Raw genomic sequence first — 16333 nt, forward strand, 5'->3', positions numbered from 1 at the left:
CCCGCAGGCGCGTGGCCAGGAGCTTCATCAGGCGAGCGGTTGCCGGCTGCCGTCCGCCACGGGTAATCCATGCCCTAACTGGGGGTCTCCAAGCGCTTTGTTTTGCGCCACTCCTCGTACTCACCGCGGGCATCGTCATGCAGCGGATAGTAGCGTTGCAACGGCCCGCCCTCCATTAGCTTCACTCGCGAGAACTCTTCCCAATCGTGATGCTTCTGTGATTCTTCGATCACCTTTGCGGCCATTGCGACGGGAAGCACCACCACCCCGTCGTCATCGGCGACGATGATGTCGCCGGGGATCACCGTGACACCGCCGCAGGCAATCGGAACGTTGACGGCATTGGGATAGATGCTGGTCTGCACATGATAATTCGGCGTCCAGCCGCGCAGCCATAGAGGCAGATCGAGCTTTTCAACATTGGGCCGGTCGCGCATGCATCCATCGATGACGATGCCGGCGCCGCCCCTGCCTTTGAAATAGGTCGACATCATATCGCCGAAGACGCCCGAGCTCATGTCGCCGCGCGCGTCGACCACGACTACATCGCCCTCCTGTGCGTGATAAAGCACGTGCCGATGCAGCTGCGTCTCCGGATCGGCGTATTCTCCCTCGGTGAACAGGTCCGGCCGCTGTGGCATGAACTGCAGTGTCAGCGCCGGCCCGACGATTGACTTGCCGTGGTTCTGCGCCACCGGTCCGACCACGTGCGGATTGCGAAAACCCATGTGGCCAAGCGTGCCGGCAACCGTCGCGGCGCCGATCCCGCTTAGCGCGTCGATCAGGTGTTTTGGCGGCCGCGTGATATCGGGAGCGTGTGTCATGGTGGACTCCGGTTGAAAGGCAATTACCAGTTCGTAACCGAACCGTCGCGGCGCTTAAGGTGAGGCGCTTCCCAAAACCGGAAGCGCGCCGCCTGGATCGCCGCCTCGTTGACCTCGACGCCGAGCCCCGGCAGATCGCCGACCGGATAGTCGGTCCCGTCGAGCCGTGGTTGCACGGGGAAGAAGTCGGAATTGTCGAAGCCCAGTTTTGTTTCGGGTTCCCTGGTCTCGAGCCACGCGAAGTTGGGTACCGCGGCGGCGAGATGCACGGTCGCGGCCGTGCACACCGGCCCAAGCGGATTGTGCGGCATCAGGTCCACATAGTGCGCCTCGCTCCAGCCAGCGATTTTCATCGCCTCGGTAAGCCCGCCGACATTGCAAACATCGAGCCGGTTGAACTGATGAATGCCGCGCTCGATGTAGGGCAGGAACTGCCACTTGCTGGAAAACTCCTCGCCGATGGCAAAGGGGATGTCGGTCATCGTGCGCAGCGATTCGTAGGCCTCCGGCGTCTCGTCCCGTATCGGCTCCTCGATGAAATCAAGCACGCCGCGGCCGAGCTTGTTGCAGAAGCTCGCCGCCTCGGCCACCGACAGCCGATGATGATAGTCGATGCCGAGGACGACGTCGTCGCCCAGCGCCTCGCGCGCCCTGTTAAGCATGCTCGCGGTAGCGCCGATCGACGCGCGCGGCTCGAAGATGTCGCTGCTGTTTTGCCCGGCGGGGAAGAAGCGGATCGCCTGCCACCCCTGCGCGCGCAGCTCGCGGGCTCGTTCAATGGCAGCGTCACCTTCGGCCTCGTCTCCGGTCGAGGCGAAGGTGGGGATGCGGTAGCGCTGCTTGCCGCCCAGCAACTCGTAGACCGGCACTCCCAGCGCCTTGCCCTTGATGTCGTGAAGGGCGATGTCGATGGCGGAAATCGCCGCCTGCAGAACACGTCCGCCTTCGAAGTACTGGCTGCGATAAACCTCCTGCCAGATCCGGCCAATCTGCATCGGGTCGCGGCCGATGAGAAACTCGCGATAGTGCTCGACCGCGCCGGCCACCGCCTTCTCGCGACCACTCAAGCCGCTCTCGCCCCAGCCGAAGACGCCCTGGTCGGTCTCGACCTTGACGAGCATCTGGTTGCGCGTTCCTACCCACACTGGATAGGGCTTGATCGCGGTGATCTTAAGCTTCGTAGTCATCCACGCCCACGTTTCAAACGCATCCGCCCCAGTCTCGGTTGGCCCCCTGTCTCAGTTGGCGCCCTGTCTCAGTTGGCCTTGAGGGCCATTTCGGTTTCGCCGTCGAACAGATGCATCCGCTCCTGGTCGAACTCGAGCCAGATCTGTTCATCGGGCGCGACGGCAATGTTCGGCGGCACGCTGACGTTGACGATGGCGCCGGACAGGAACGCCTGCACGAAGGTGACGTCTCCGGTCGGCTCCACCGTGTAGGCCTTGGCCGGAATGGCACCGGGGACCGCGCTGTTGCGCAGCTTGATCGTCGAGTGACGTGCGCCGAGCACGACTTTCCTGGTCGTTGCGCTTGCGACCTTCCGGGCGTTGCGCGGCGAGAGCTTAAAGCTCCAGCCCTCCGCGCTGGTCAACACGGCGTTGCCGTTTGCCGTCGATGCCTGCAGCGGAATAAGGCTCATCGCCGGGCTGCCTATGAAGCTGGCGACGAACATGTTGACGGGATGGGCAAAGACCTGCGCCGGTGAATCGTATTGCTGCAGGTAGCCACCGTTCATCACCGCCATCTTGTCGGCCATGGTCACGGCTTCGAGCTGGTCGTGCGTCACATAGATGATCGTCGCCTTGAGGTCCTGGTGGAAGCGCTTGATCTCAGACCGCATCTGCACGCGCAGTTTGGCGTCGAGGTTAGAGAGCGGCTCGTCCATGAGGAACACGGCGGGGTCGCGGACAAGCGCACGGCCCAACGCCACCCGCTGCTGCTGCCCGCCCGAAAGTTCGCGCGGCTTGCGTTCGAGCAGGTGCGTCATGTCGAGCACGCGCGCCGCTTCCTTGACCTTCTTGTCGATCTCGTCTCTGGGCAGTTTGCGCATCTGCAGCGGGAACGCCAGGTTTTTGTAAACCGATTTCTGCGGATAGAGCGCGTAATTCTGGAACACCATAGCGATGTCCCGGTCCTTGGGGTCGAGGTCGTTGACCACCCGGTCGCCGATGACGATGTCGCCCGATGTGATTGGGATCAGCCCCGCGACGAGATTGAGCGTGGTTGTCTTGCCGCAGCCTGAAGGGCCGACGAGCGCAACGAATTCGCCGTCATTAACCGTCAGCGACACCTCGTTGACGGCTTTGAAGCTGCCATAGGATTTTACGAGATCTTTGAGGACCACGTGGGCCATCGGCAACTCCCTAGTGCTTGACCGCGCCTTCTGTAAGGGCGCGTACGAAGTATCGTTGCAGAACGAGGAACAGCACCACGACGGGCACGCTCATCATGAAGCTGGCCGCCATCAGGCCTGGAAAGTCCGTCGTATTTTCCGAGAAGAAGCGCTGGATGCCGACCGGCAGCGTCAACTGGTCGTTCTTGGTGAGGAAGGTGTAGGCGTAGATGTACTCGTTCCACGCGCCGATGAACGAATAGATCGCGGTGGCGATGATCCCCGGCGCCGAGAGCGGCATCACAATCAAGATGAAGGCCTGGAACCGCGTTGCTCCGTCGATGCGCGCCGCCTGCTCGAGCTGCACCGGAATGTTGTCGTAAAAGCCCTTGAGCAACCAGATCGCCAGCGGCAGGCCGAAGGTGAGATAGGTGAGAATCAGCGAGCCATGCGTGTTCATCAAGCCGAGCAGGCGCATCAGTATGAACAGCGGTACGAGAAAGATCACCGCCGGGAACATGTTGCGCAGCAGCACGGCAAAGAACAGGAAGTTCCGGCCGGGGAAGCTGAAGCGCGAAAACGCGTAGGCCGCAGGGACGGCGACGATCACCGAGAGGATTGTCGTGACGGTCGACACGAAAAGGCTGTTCCAGAAGAAGCGGAGGAAGTCCTGGCCGACGCTGTTCTGGGGATCGAGCAGTTTCTCGTAGCTGGCGAGGGTAGGTTCGTCCGGCCACCATTGCGGCGGGAATTCCATCGCCGCGAACCCGGACTTGATCGAGGTGATCAGCATCCAGACCATCGGCACCGCAGTGTAAAGCAGCATGAACGCGAGGAAGATGCGCCCGGTCCACCGCCATCCGTCGACGCGCATCCGGCGACGGCTCAGGGCTCGCGGGGCTACCTCGGCAGTCGTGCTCATGCGCTCCCCTCTTGCCGATCGTTACCGCTTAGCGCACGGACGTAGAAGTAGCCGAGCGTCATCAGGGTGAGGAACAGGAGCACCGAATAGGCAGATGCCACGCCCCAGCGCTGCCGGCCGAAGGCGAGCTCATAAATGTGGGTGATCCAGATATGCGATGCGTTGGACGGCCCGCCGCCGGTCATGATCCAGGGGATGATGAAGGAATTGAAGTTGGCCACCGCGAGCAGCAGGATCGTCACCGTCGAGACGTTGCGCAAGTGCGGGAAGGTGACGTGCCAGAAGCGCTGCCAGGCGCTGGCGCCGTCGACCTGCGCGGCGCGCAGCAACTGCTCGGGCACAGTCTGCAGGCCGGCCATCATCATGATCATGGCAAACGGAAACTCGCGCCAGATATTGACGACGATCAGGGAAGGCAGAACCGTGTTGACGCTGTCGATGAAATTCGGCGGTCGGTCGGCCAATCCGAGGCCGACCAGCACAGCTCCGATGATCCCGAAGTCCGAATGATAGATCCACTTCCAGATATAGGAGGCGGCGACCGCGCTGATGACCCAGGGAATGATCAGGATTGCGCGTAGCACACCGCGGCCGACAAACTCGCGGTGGAGCGCCAGCGCAGTGGCAAACCCCAGGACAAAGGCAATCAAAGTGGAGCCCAGCGTCCAGATCAGAGTGTTCCAGGTGACTCTCCAGAACACCTCACTGGTGAGGATGGTCGTGTAGTTGTCGAAGCCGATGAAGGTCTTGTCGCGAAGTTGCAGGCCAGGCGGCGTCTTAAAGAACGACAGCTCGATCGTGTAGTAGATCGGGTAGGCGATGACGACGAGCATCACGGCGATCGCAGGGAGCACGTACGCGTAGTCAGCGCGATGCTCCCATATCTCGCGTAGGACACCGGACCTGCCGGATTGCACTCTTTGGCGAGCCTCGGCCTTGCCGGTCACGATCGTCACTGTGGCGCGCCCCATTTCTTCTGAACGAACCGGGTTTCCGACCAACCGGCTGCACTGTCAGTGCAGCCGGTCAGGCTTGGACTAGAGTCCGCCCATCAGCTCTCTTACCCTCTTGGCCGCGTCGTCCGCTGCCTCGTCGACAGGCATCGCTCCGGTCAGGGCATTCTGCAGCATGTCCGGGACGATGATGTTCATGATCTCCGGAGCCTGCGGCAGCGCTGGGAACGGGATGCCATATGGCAGCATCGAGGTCGTCACATCGAGGAACTTGATGTTGTCCAGACGTTCCTTCATCCATTTGGTCTTGAAGCCGTTAAGGTTGCCCGGGTTCGAGCCGGCATAGGCCATCTTCAGCGACCATTCAGGGCTCGTCCACATGCAGATGATAGCCTTTGCGGCCGGCTCGTCGACCCTGCCGCCCTCGACATATTCGGGCTTCAGGATGTGAATGTTCGAGCCGCCGAACACGACTGCGCGCTTGCCGTCGGGGCCAGTGGGGATCAGGCCGTAGCGCATGTTGTCGATGACGGTCTGCGCCTTGTCCTTGTCGGCGCCCGTCGCTTTCTTCTGCAGGTCGAGCATGACGTCGTAGTCGGACGGGTGCGAGATCATCATGCCAAGCTGGCCGGCGAGGAACAGGGGCTGGTTATCGGCCTGCTGGTTGGTGAGCGCCGAAACCGGAACCGACTTGTCGCGAACATACATGTCGTACGAGGCTTGCAGGGCGGCCTTGCTCTGCGGGCTATCGAGCTTGACCTCCTCATAGGTCGGGTTCGCGGTGGCTTCGTCGAAGACGCCGCCGCCATAGGCCCACAGCTGCGGCATGAAGCGGTACGGCGTATTGCCGGCATTCTTGCGTGCCACGAGGCCGTAACCGGCAATGCCAAGCTTGTCGTGGATCTGCTTGGAATACTTGACGACGTCGTCCCAGGTTGCCGGAGCCTTGTCCGGATCGAGGCCCGCACGCTTGAAGATGTCGGCGTTCCAGATGAACGCCATCGTCTCGTTGTTGGTTGGAATGCCGTAGGTCACCCCCTCCCAGGTCACGGCCTTCATGGCGCCGGGCCAGAAATCCTCGGTGGAATACCCGACATCCTCGGGTTTGAGCGGCTCCAGATAGCCTTTTGAGGCGAACTCGGTACCACCCAGGATTTGCAGGCGAACCGCCATCGGCGCTGCATTGCCCAGGAGCGCCGTGCGGAACTTGTCAAGAAGGTCGTTATAGGTGAGGGCTTGTTCCTCGAGCTGGATGTTCGGATAGGTCTTGCGGAAGGTCTCGAAGAAATCCTTGTAGTACTGGCGCAAAAGGTCGGGGTCGCCCTCGAACACGCCCTGATACCAGAAAGTCAGTCGCCCCCTGTAGTCGAGCGGGGTGACCTTGGCGCAATCGGCCGCGGTGTCAAAATCCTCTGTGCCCGCAATGGAGCGCACATATTCCGGCGACCACTTGCTGAGGTCGACGGGCGCTCCCAGCGCCGATGTGGACATCAGCGATGCCATCAAAGCAGTGGCGACAGTGCCGCGCAGGACCGCACTGCCGAGCGTAATCCTCGTCATAGGTATCCTCCCTGGTTCTCCATGCCGCCCTGCGCCGAGGCAAAGCGGTCTAGCTCGTTCGACCGTGGGACGCCTTTCTGTTCTATGTATCCCTTCGATCATTTTGTACGTTTTCAGATCGTGGATTGCCTGTCAACGCGCTGGATCGTACATTGTTTGTGAAAACCGTGTGTGATATCGGGCAGGGTATGTATTGATCAGGGGAGCCGGCCTTGGCCGAAATAGACGATTTTAAAGCCATGCCGCCGGTGGAGACTGACCCCATGGCCTCCAGCGAGGGCGCCTCGCTTTATGAACTGATCCGGGAAGACATTATTGAGGGACGGCTCGCCGCCAACGAACGGCTTGTGGTCACCGATCTCGCCCGGCGTCACGGCACCTCGACCAACCCCGTGCGCGAGGCCCTGCAGCTCTTGCGCGGGGAGGGTTTTGTCACCTTCCTCCCCAACCGCGGGGCGCGCGTCCGACCCATAGATCAGGATTTTGTCCGGGATATCTACGAAATCGGTGTTCTGATCGAGCCGGCCCTGACGCGATGGTTTGTGAATATGGCGACCGGCGAGGACATCGCCGAACTCGAACGTCTCCAGGGCCTGATTGAAGAGAACAACTTTGCCGACACCTTCAGGCACAGTGAGCTCGATACCGCTTTCCACACCGTGATGTACCAGCGGCACTATAACCGCCATGCCGCCGAACTTTGGTGGAAGCATCGCGAAGTGCTGCGCGCCGTCAGCCGGCGTTTCAATTTCACGCTGGCGCGGCGTGCCGCGATCATTCGCGAGCACCGCGAACTCATCGCGCACGTAAAAGCGGGAGAAGCCGACAAGGCGGCCGAACTCGTTTCCCGCCATGTCGAGGGTTCCGGCCGGCATATTCTCGAACAGATGCGTGCGCGCAACGCCGCTCGGGCCGGATAGGAGTCTCGAACATCGTTAGCGTGACCATTTCAGATAAGGAATCGAGATGAAAATCACGAGCATTCGGCCGTGGCTGATCAAGTCCGACGCTTCTTATTGGGGAGAGTTACTGTTCGTCGAAGTGACGACCAGCGAGGGGGTGAGTGGCTGGGGAGAGATCACCACCACGACAAGGCTCGCCAACCGCGCTCTCTGCACGATCCTGCGGCAGATCGGCGTCGCCGTGACAGGCGAGGATCCAGCGCGCATCGAGTATCTCTGGCACAAGATTTTTCGCAGCTTCACCTACATGGGCAGCCGCGGCGCCGCCGTCGAATGTGTAAGCGCCATCGATATAGCCCTCTGGGACATCCGCGGCAAAGTCCTCGGCAAGCCGATTCACGAACTGCTGGGCGGACCAGTACGCGACGAAATCGCGCTCTACACCCATCCCAACCAGGCCAAATTCACCAGCAAGCAGGCTGTGGTCCGCGAAATTCTGGACATCGTCGAGTCCGGGCACACTGCGCTCAAGTTCGATCCTTTCCCCCACCAGGGCCACAGCGTCGATGGCCTGTCACGCGAACAGCGGGACGGCTACCTCGATGGCAGCATGACCCGCAAGGACGAGCGCCAAGCCGCCGAACTCACGGCGCTGATCCGCGAAACGGCGGGGCCCGACGTCGACATTCTCATCGATGCGCATGGTCGCTTCGACGTTCCCACCGCCATTCGCCTCTGTCGGAGCCTCGAGGAAGCCGGCCAGATCGATTGGTTCGAGGAGCCTTGCCCGCCCGAGAGCCTGAACGCCCTCAAACAGGTGCGTGAGAAGGTCAGTGCCGCCATCTCGTGGGGCGAGCGCGGCCACACGAAGTGGGATTTCGTGCCGGTGCTCGAGAACAAACTCGCTGACTACATCATGCCTGATATCACCTGGACCGGCGGCATTACCGAACTCAAGAAGATTTCCGCCCTATGCGAAGCCTACTATATCCCGGTCTCGCCACATGACGCCGCGGGGCCGATCAACGTGGTGGCGGGAGCGCAGGTGATGATGACCGTTCCTAACTTCTACAGGCTCGAAACGTCGGAGTGGAACCTGGGCAAATACGATCACCTCATCGACAGACCACTCGACGTCTCGAACGGCAGCCTCAAGCTGACGTCGAGGCCTGGTCTCGGTATCGAGATGGACCGTGACTACCTGCAGGCCCACGAGATTGAATTGGGCTAGCAACGCTCCATGCCGGCCCGGCGTGCGGGCGGCAAGCCCCATCGACCAGAACGAGGATAAGTCATGGCAAAGACGGGTGGCGCCGACGAGGCGCTCAATCGGGTGAATGCGAACTCCAAGCCATCCGAGCTTCGCATCACCGACATGCGGGTAGCCGAAATCGTCGGCGCGCCGTTCACCTCGACCCTGCTCAAGATTTACACTAACCAGGGCATCGTCGGGCTTGGCGAGGTCCGCGACGGCGCCAGCGCCACCTACGCGCTGATGCTGAAGAGCCGGCTGCTTGGCGAGAACCCTTGCAACATCGATCGCCTGTTTCGCCGGATCAAGCAGTTCGGCGGCCACGGCCGGCAAGGCGGCGGCGTCTCGGCGGTCGAAATCGCGTTGTGGGATCTCGCCGGCAAGGCCTATGGCGTGCCCATCTACCAGATGCTCGGCGGCCGGTTTCGAGAGAAGGTGCGCCTCTATTGCGATACCGACGCCACTGTGCCGAGCGGCACCGAGACCGGCAAGCGCCTCAAGCAACGCATGGCGCTCGGCTTCACGTTCCTCAAGATGGATCTGGGATTGATGCAGATCGCCGATGTCCCCGATGCGGTCGTGTCTCCTGCCGGCTCACTTGATGGGTACCGCGTCCAGCCGGGCCGCGGCCAGGTCAAGACCCTTGAAGAGCGGCGCGCCCGCAACGCCGCCTACGATTTGCACAACGTCCCCCACCCATTTACCGGCCTCCACTTTTCCGACAAAGGCCTCGACCTGCTTGAGCAGTACATTGCCGAGGTTCGCGAAATTATCGGCATGGATATTCCGCTCGCCATCGATCACGTCGGCCACATCTCGCTGCAGAACGGTATTCGCCTCGCCAGGCGGATTGAAAAATATGTGCCGGCCTGGCTCGAGGATGTGATCCCATGGCAGTACACCGAGCACTACCGACAACTGCAGGACGCCACCACGGTGCCGATCTGCACCGGCGAGGACATCTACCTCAAGGAGGGCTTCGAGCCTCTGCTTAAGAGCGGCGGCCTCTCCATTGTCCACCCGGATCTGCTCACCAGCGGGGGCATCCTCGAGACCAAGAAGATCGGCGACATGGCGCAGGACCACGGCGTCGCCATGGCCATCCATATGGCCGAAAGCCCAATCGCGGCAATGGCCGCGGCACATATCGCGACCGCGACCGAAAACTTCATGGCGCTCGAATACCACTCTGCCGATGTCGACTGGTGGGACGATATTGTTACCGGCGTTGCCAAGCCGCTCGTCAAGGACGGCTTTATCACTGTTCCGGACAAGCCGGGCCTGGGAATTGACGACGTCGTCGACGAGGTGATCTCGCAGCGTCTGCAGCCGGGTGTCACCGGCATCTGGCAGCCAACGGATCACTGGGACAACGAGTATTCCTGGGATCGCACCTGGAGCTGAGGCGAAAAGAACCCGAGATGAAGATCACCGACCTCCGCTGCGCCGTCATCGGCAAGCACCCCATCGTTCGCGTCGTCACCGACGAGGGTCTCTATGGCCTGGGCGAGGTCGAGTACACCAAGCCCTACCTCAAGCCCTGGGTCCTGCATTTTCGCGAGGCGCTGATCGGCGAGGACCCGACCGACGTCGAACGGGTGATGCTGAAGATCCGCCAACGTGGCTCTTTCAAGCCCTATGGCGCGGCGGTAAGCGCTATCGAGCATGCGCTGTGGGACATTGCCGGCAAGGCCGCAGGCGTGCCGGCCTACAAACTGCTCGGCGGCAAGGTGCGCGACAGGGTGCGCGTCTACAACGGCTCGATCCGCCGGAAACGCACGGGCGACCGGCCGGAGGATTACGCTGCTGACGTCAAATGGATGATGGAGCAGCCGCAGAACTTCTTCATGATCAAGCAAGGAATCTCGTTCCACTCCAACATGAAGGACACCATCGACGGCTTCCATTACGGCGTGACGCAGAAGAAGGCCGGCTATCACGGTGCCATGGATCAGGGTGTGATCAGCGAGCGTGGTTTCAATCACATGCTCGACTGCGTGATCGCGATGAAGGAAGTGCTGGGCGACAAGGTCAGCCTGGCGCTCGACTGCGGCCCGGGCTGGATGCTGCCCGATGCGATCAAGTTCGCTCGCGCGGTCGAGAAGTACAATTTGATGTGGCTCGAGGACATGCTGACCGGCGACTACGTGCCGTGGGTCAATCCGCAGGCCTATCGGGAACTGACCACCTCCACCTCGACGCCAACCCATACCGGCGAGCAGATTTACCTCAGGCACAATTTCAAGGAGCTGATCGAAACGCAGGCGGTGCGCGTCATCGGCCCCGATCCTGCCGATATTGGCGGCATTGCCGAGCTCAAATGGGTCGCCGAGCACGCCCATATGCACTCGATCCTGATGGCGCCGCACGGCACGGCGAACGGCCTGCTCGGCCTCGGCGCGTTGATCAATGTCTGCGCCACCTTGCCCGCCAACTACATCGCCTTCGAATATCCGAGCGCCTCCGATCCCTGGTGGGAGGACCTCGTAATCGGCCTGCCGTCGCAGATCGTGACGGACAGCATGGTGGATCTGCTGGAAGCGCCGGGGCTGGGCCTCGATATCGACGCCGAAGCAGCCAGGAAGCATGTCAGGCAAGAGGATGCGGGCTTCTTCGACTGAACCATCCCTGGATGCCAGCCATCGGCCTGGCGTTGCAGGCCGGGCCGGAGGCTGTTTCCCTAAGGATTGCGATGATCGTTCATTTGATAGACGGCACATACGAACTGTTTCGCCACTTCTATGGCCAACGCCGGTTCAACAATGGCCAAGACAAGCCGTTTGGCGCCGTCGTCGGCGTGCTGAACACAGTTCTGGAGATGATCGAGAACGGCGCCACACATGTTGGGGTGGCCACCGATCATGTAATCGAATCGTTCAGAAATCAGCTCTGGCCCGGCTACAAGACCGGGGATGGCATCGAGCCGGCATTGCTCGCGCAGTTTCACCCCCTCGAGGACGCCCTGGCGGCGATGGGCGTGGCGGTCTGGCCGATGATCGAGCTTGAAGCCGACGACGCGCTGGCATCCGCGGCACACAGCGCGCCTGCCGATGAGGGCGTGCAGAAGGTGTGCATCTGGACGCCGGACAAGGATCTCGCGCAGTGTGTGCGCGGTGACCATGTGGTCCAGGTAGACCGCAGGACCCGGAAAATTCGCGATGCCGCCGGCGTACGCGAGAAGTTTGGAGTCGAGCCGGCGCTGATTCCAGATTTCCTCGCGCTCGTGGGTGATGCCGCCGATGGCTACCCGGGCCTCGAAGGCATCGGCCTGGTCTCGGCCGCCCGGATGCTTGGCCGCTACGGCCCGCTTGAAAGCTTTCCGCCCGAAAGCCTCGGCAAGCGGAGAGAGCTCGCGCTTTTGTTCAAAAATCTGGCGACGCTGCGCACCGACGCTCGGCTGTTCGATAATGTCGAGGAGCTGCGCTGGCACGGGCCGACCAAAGCGTTCGAGATCTGCGCTACCCGGCTAAATGACACCCGGCTCCTCACCCGTGCGCTCAAGGCTCGCCGGCAGCAAGGATAGCGATCCAAGCAGCCGGCCTTTTCTGAAATCAATCACTCGGTCAGGGCCTTGAGAATCTGCGTGGACCATAGGATCAAAATGAACCCGATACCCGACCAAAGCATCACAGCATCCCAGTTGTGATAATCCCGGCGCATTTCAGGCCTCCTGACAACACAAATATTCCGTACGGAACCTCGCGCTCCTTCCTCCGAAGTGGACGCCGTTACCGGTTGAGTAGCCACAGAACAAAAGAGAGAACGATGCTGATCAAGATCCCGGTGCCGATCGGAGCATAAAACGTGAAGTTCTCACGTTCGATCACGATATCGCCAGGCAGTCTGCCCAGACCGATCCGCGACAGCCAAGGCCACAACAGGCCTGTGGCGACTATGATCAAACCAACGATAATCAGGGTTCGCGACATCTCGTTGCGCTCAATTTCCGCTGCTTCTTTCTCGTTCACCTTCGCCATTTCGTTGTCGGCGTCTCGGGGCGCGCTGGATGGCCAGCGTCACGGCCCAACGCGCAAGAGCCGCGACGCCATACCGGTCTGAGCTCGAGCGGTCGAAGAGGGCATTATCTGGAACTCACGAGTTTGGCGCAGGTTCCAGACGGCCCACAGGCGCGTGAGAAACTCGTCGCCGCGCGGTCAGCCGGCACTTTTGGCCTGCGCGGGGGGCAGGCCCGGGGTCAGGCCCAAGGGCTTTTGCGCGATGCCTTAGATCTTCAGGTGCTGAAGAACGCGGGCCGCTGTGCCCGCCGCGACATCCCCGGCATCGTCGATCCGGCCGAGCTTCAGCACCGCCCAACTGTCGGCGATGCCGAGGGCGAAGGGCAGGTTCTGCTCGACGATCAGGATCGTCGTGCCGTTCGTCCTGCGTTCCTGCCTGAGTGCCGCGGCGATGCGTTCGACGACCGAGGGCTGCAGGCCCTCGGAAATCTCGTCGATCAGCAACAGCTTCGGCCGCAGCATCAGCGCGCGGCCGAGAATGAGCATCTTCTGCTCGCCGCCGGATAGCGTTCCGGCGCGTTGCGACAGGCGCTCCCTGAGGAACGGAAAATGCCCGAAAACCCGTTCCACGGCTTGCGCGAAATCGCGATCCGAGCGCAAGGCGAGGCGCAGATTGTCGCGCACGCTGAGATCCTGGAACAGCGCCTGCTCCTGCGGCGCGTAGCCGACGCCGGACGTGATCAGCGAGGCCTGCGAGACCCCTGAAATGGATGCGCCATCGAGGCGGATGTCGCCCGAACGCAGCGCCACGAAGCCGAGGATGGTTTTCAGCACGGTGGTCTTGCCCATGCCGTTCTTGCCCATCAGCGCGAAGATCTGTCCGGGCGAAATGGCCAGCGACAGCGCCTCGACGATGGCAATCGGCCCGTAGCCGCTCGACACGTTCGACAGCGACAGTTTTGGCGCGATGGCTTTGGTCTCTGCCTGCCTTGCCTCAAGCATGGGCGCCTCCCGAATAGATCGTCCTCACCACTTCGGAATTGACGACCTGATCGACGCTGCCGTCGAGCACCAGCTTGCCCTGGTGGAGAACGACGATCCTGGTCGAGATGTCGCGGACGAAATCGAGATCGTGCTCGACCAGGATGGCGGCGAAACCGAGTTCGCTCGTCAGCTTCTGCAGCGTCGCGCCGATGGTGGTGCGTTCGACCTTGGTCAGCCCGGCCGTCGGCTCGTCGAGCAGGATGAGTTTTGGCTCGAGCGCGACGACCATGGCGAGCTCGAGACTCTGCTTCTGGCCATGCGACAGCAGCGACACCGGCCGGCCGAGCATGCGGTCGAGCCCGGTCGAGCGCAGAATGTCGGCGGCGGCCGCCGGCAATCCAAGCGCGGCGGAGCGGCGCAGCAGGCTCGGCGCCTTGCGCGAGGCGCGTGCCATGCGCAGGCAATCGGCGACGGTCAGGCTGTCGAAGACGCTCGCCACCTGGAACTTGCGTCCGACCCCGAGGGCGACGATTTCATTCGGCGTCATGCCGCTGATGTCCTGGCCGGCGATGGTGACGGTTCCGGTCGTGGCTTCGGTGCCGTCGGTCAGGCAGCGCATCAGCGTCGTCTTGCCTGCGCCATTCGGACCGACGAGGCTGACCAGCTCGCCGGGGCGAACGTCGAGGTCGATCCCTTGCAGCACCTGCAGGCTGCCGAAGGATTTGCCGAGGCCGCTGACGGCGAGCACGCGGTTGCCGGGCTGCGACCCGTTGCTGGCCGGCTCGGCGGTGAGGGTGGGGCACCCCGGTTGGCTGGTCTGCTCTCCATTGCGGCGCGGCAGGACTATTCTGGCCAGTTGCGCCAGCCCGTTCGGCAACAGGATGATCATCACGACGAACAGCGCGCCGACCACCAGGTTCCACAGGAAGGGCAGGTCGCCGGAGAGCTGGGCGCTGAGGTAATCGATACCGATCGCGCCCATCACCGGCCCGATGATCGTGCCGCGGCCGCCCAGTGCCGTCCAGATGACGATCTCGGTGCCGAACACGAAGCCGGTGTTTTCTGGCGCCACCACGCCCGAGGCGTTGGCATAGAGGAAGCCGGCAATGCCGGCGACGCCGGCAAGGATCGTTGTCAGCACGATCTTCAGCCGCTGCGGATCGAGACCGAGATAGGCGCAGCGCGCTTCATTGTCGCGAATGGCGACTAGCAGCTTGCCGGCATCCGAGCGGGTGAAGACCAGGGCGACGAGCGTGGTGACGACGAGGCAGATGCCGGTCAGCCGGAAATAGCCAGGCAGCCCGAGCGGCAGGCCGGAATAGCCGACCAACCCGCTGCTCGATCCGGTCCACACGCCACCCGAAAACACCAGCTGCGTGACCACGATCGGCACGACCAGCGAAATCACTGTCGCATAGAGCGGCGTCGAGCCGTGGCCGAATGACAGCCAGCCAACGAAGGCACCGAGCAGCACCGGCACGATGATCGCCAATGCAAGCGCCAGGACCATCAGCGCCGGGGAGGCGCCGAGATGGCTGAGCACCATGGCGCTGGCATAGGCGCCGGTGCCGAAGAACGCAGCCTGGCCGAAGGTGAGGATGCCAGTGTAGCCCCACAGGATGTCGACGGTCACCGCCAACATGGCGTAGATCATTGAGCGCGTCAGCACGTTGAGCGTAAAGCGGTCGAACAGCGCCGGGCCGATGATGACGACGACCGCCGTTGCAAGCGCCAGCGCGGCAAACAGCCAGACCCTTGGCGGGGTGGAACGGCTCTCAGGCACGGGCAAATCCCTTCGGGCTGATGCGCAGCACCAGGGCGCACAGGACCGCCACCGTGATGCCGCCGAAAATGGGGCTGAGGAAAGTGCTGACCAGAACCTGGGCGCCACCGAAGACTAGGCAGGCGATGGCCAGCGTCGAGAAGGACGAGCCGGCGACCATGACCAGCATGAACGAGCCGATCAGCCAGGCGACTCCCATGTTCGGGTCGACGCTGGTCAGCGGCGTCAACAGCACGCCGGCCAGCGCGGCGAGCCCGGTGCCGATCATGAAGGTGGCGAGGCGCACGCGCGCGGTGTCGATGCCGAGCGCGCGCGCCAGCATCTCGTTCATGATCACCGCCTGCGCCGACAGGCCGAGCCGCGTACCTTCGAGAAGGAAGGTGAAGGCGAGCCCGATCACCAGCGCGGCGGCGACCGCAAACAGCCGATAGAGCGAATAGCCGACGCCAAACACATCGACGGTGCCCGACAAGAGATTGGGGGTGAATTGCACGTCGCGCCCGAACCACAGCGTGATCAACTGACCGATGACGATGCCCAGGCCCCAGGTCGCCAGGATCGCGTCGAGCGGGCGGCGATAGAGCGGCCGCACGATGACCAATTCGGTGATGCCGCCAAGGACTGCGCCGACGGCAAAGGCGATCGGCAGCGCCAGCCAGGGGTTGAGCCCAAGCCCGGCTGTTGCCACCGCGCAATAGGCGCCGATCGTCAGCCAGGCGCCGTGCGCGAAATTGATGATCTTCAGCACCCCGAAAATCGCCAGCAGGCCGGCGGCGACGATGAACAGGATCGCCGCCGTCGTCACCATGTCCAGGAGAAGCATCATGGCAAGTCCCCGATCATCTGGAAGGGGTGGCGGACATTC

Annotated in this window: 15 protein-coding genes; 5 read left to right on the forward strand and 10 right to left on the reverse strand. The window is 62.4% G+C overall.

The window, feature by feature from the left end:
• Window positions 1-74 precede the first annotated feature (74 nt).
• The 6 genes from AC0L16_RS04215 to AC0L16_RS04240 all read right to left on the reverse strand — a co-directional run bounded on the left by AC0L16_RS04215 (window position 75) and on the right by AC0L16_RS04240 (window position 6591).
• Window positions 75-824 (reverse strand): ribonuclease activity regulator RraA, encoded by a 750-nt coding sequence (locus tag AC0L16_RS04215; protein WP_473619183.1) that lies wholly within the window; start codon window positions 822-824, stop codon window positions 75-77.
• A 23-nt stretch (window positions 825-847) separates the two neighbouring features.
• Window positions 848-2011 carry a mandelate racemase/muconate lactonizing enzyme family protein gene (locus AC0L16_RS04220; RefSeq protein ID WP_473619184.1) on the reverse strand — a complete coding sequence of 388 codons (1164 nt, stop codon included), beginning with the start codon at window positions 2009-2011 and terminating at the stop codon, window positions 848-850.
• Window positions 2012-2079: 68 nt separating this feature from the next.
• Window positions 2080-3177 (reverse strand): ABC transporter ATP-binding protein, encoded by a 1098-nt coding sequence (locus tag AC0L16_RS04225; RefSeq protein ID WP_473619185.1) that lies wholly within the window; start codon window positions 3175-3177, stop codon window positions 2080-2082.
• Window positions 3178-3187: 10 nt separating this feature from the next.
• Window positions 3188-4078 carry a carbohydrate ABC transporter permease gene (locus AC0L16_RS04230; RefSeq protein WP_473619187.1) on the reverse strand — a complete coding sequence of 297 codons (891 nt, stop codon included), beginning with the start codon at window positions 4076-4078 and terminating at the stop codon, window positions 3188-3190.
• A complete protein-coding gene (locus AC0L16_RS04235; protein WP_473619188.1) occupies window positions 4075-5034 on the reverse strand; it encodes a carbohydrate ABC transporter permease in 960 nt (319 codons plus the stop codon). The genes AC0L16_RS04230 and AC0L16_RS04235 overlap by 4 nt, the downstream gene beginning before the upstream one ends.
• 81 nt (window positions 5035-5115) lie before the next feature.
• A complete protein-coding gene (locus AC0L16_RS04240) occupies window positions 5116-6591 on the reverse strand; it encodes an ABC transporter substrate-binding protein (protein WP_473619189.1) in 1476 nt (491 codons plus the stop codon).
• A gap of 212 nt (window positions 6592-6803) precedes the next feature.
• On the opposite strand from AC0L16_RS04240, the gene AC0L16_RS04245 reads away from it, so the two are divergent.
• The 5 genes from AC0L16_RS04245 (at window position 6804) to AC0L16_RS04265 (ending at window position 12268) form a co-directional block, all read left to right on the forward strand.
• Entirely contained in the window at window positions 6804-7511 is a 708-nt protein-coding gene (locus AC0L16_RS04245; protein ID WP_027151244.1) for a GntR family transcriptional regulator, read from the forward strand.
• 46 nt (window positions 7512-7557) lie between these two features.
• Window positions 7558-8724, forward strand: a complete 1167-nt coding sequence (locus tag AC0L16_RS04250) for a mandelate racemase/muconate lactonizing enzyme family protein (protein ID WP_473619190.1) — start codon at window positions 7558-7560, stop codon at window positions 8722-8724.
• Between the two features lie 63 nt (window positions 8725-8787).
• Window positions 8788-10149: a mandelate racemase/muconate lactonizing enzyme family protein gene (locus AC0L16_RS04255; protein WP_473619191.1), complete on the forward strand. Its 1362-nt coding sequence runs from the start codon at window positions 8788-8790 to the stop codon at window positions 10147-10149.
• A gap of 17 nt (window positions 10150-10166) precedes the next feature.
• The gene (locus AC0L16_RS04260) at window positions 10167-11366 is read left to right on the forward strand and encodes a mandelate racemase/muconate lactonizing enzyme family protein (RefSeq protein ID WP_473619193.1); all 1200 of its coding nucleotides are present in this window, start codon (window positions 10167-10169) and stop codon (window positions 11364-11366) included.
• Between the two features lie 11 nt (window positions 11367-11377).
• Window positions 11378-12268, forward strand: a complete 891-nt coding sequence (locus tag AC0L16_RS04265) for a 5'-3' exonuclease (protein ID WP_473619194.1) — start codon at window positions 11378-11380, stop codon at window positions 12266-12268.
• A gap of 205 nt (window positions 12269-12473) precedes the next feature.
• Here AC0L16_RS04265 and AC0L16_RS04270 read toward each other — a convergent pair whose 3' ends face one another.
• From AC0L16_RS04270 to AC0L16_RS04285, 4 genes are all read right to left on the reverse strand, one after another.
• On the reverse strand, window positions 12474-12722 hold the full coding sequence (locus AC0L16_RS04270) for a DUF2905 domain-containing protein (protein ID WP_473619195.1): 249 nt from the start codon (window positions 12720-12722) through the stop codon (window positions 12474-12476).
• 246 nt (window positions 12723-12968) lie between these two features.
• A complete protein-coding gene (locus AC0L16_RS04275; RefSeq protein WP_473619196.1) occupies window positions 12969-13703 on the reverse strand; it encodes an ABC transporter ATP-binding protein in 735 nt (244 codons plus the stop codon).
• Window positions 13696-15468: a branched-chain amino acid ABC transporter ATP-binding protein/permease gene (locus tag AC0L16_RS04280; RefSeq protein ID WP_473619198.1), complete on the reverse strand. Its 1773-nt coding sequence runs from the start codon at window positions 15466-15468 to the stop codon at window positions 13696-13698. The genes AC0L16_RS04275 and AC0L16_RS04280 overlap by 8 nt, the downstream gene beginning before the upstream one ends.
• A complete protein-coding gene (locus tag AC0L16_RS04285) occupies window positions 15461-16294 on the reverse strand; it encodes a branched-chain amino acid ABC transporter permease (RefSeq protein ID WP_473619199.1) in 834 nt (277 codons plus the stop codon). Before AC0L16_RS04285 ends, AC0L16_RS04280 begins: the two co-directional genes overlap by 8 nt.
• Window positions 16295-16333: the final 39 nt, after the last annotated feature.

It is taken from the genome of Mesorhizobium sp. WSM4848 (assembly GCF_055811375.1).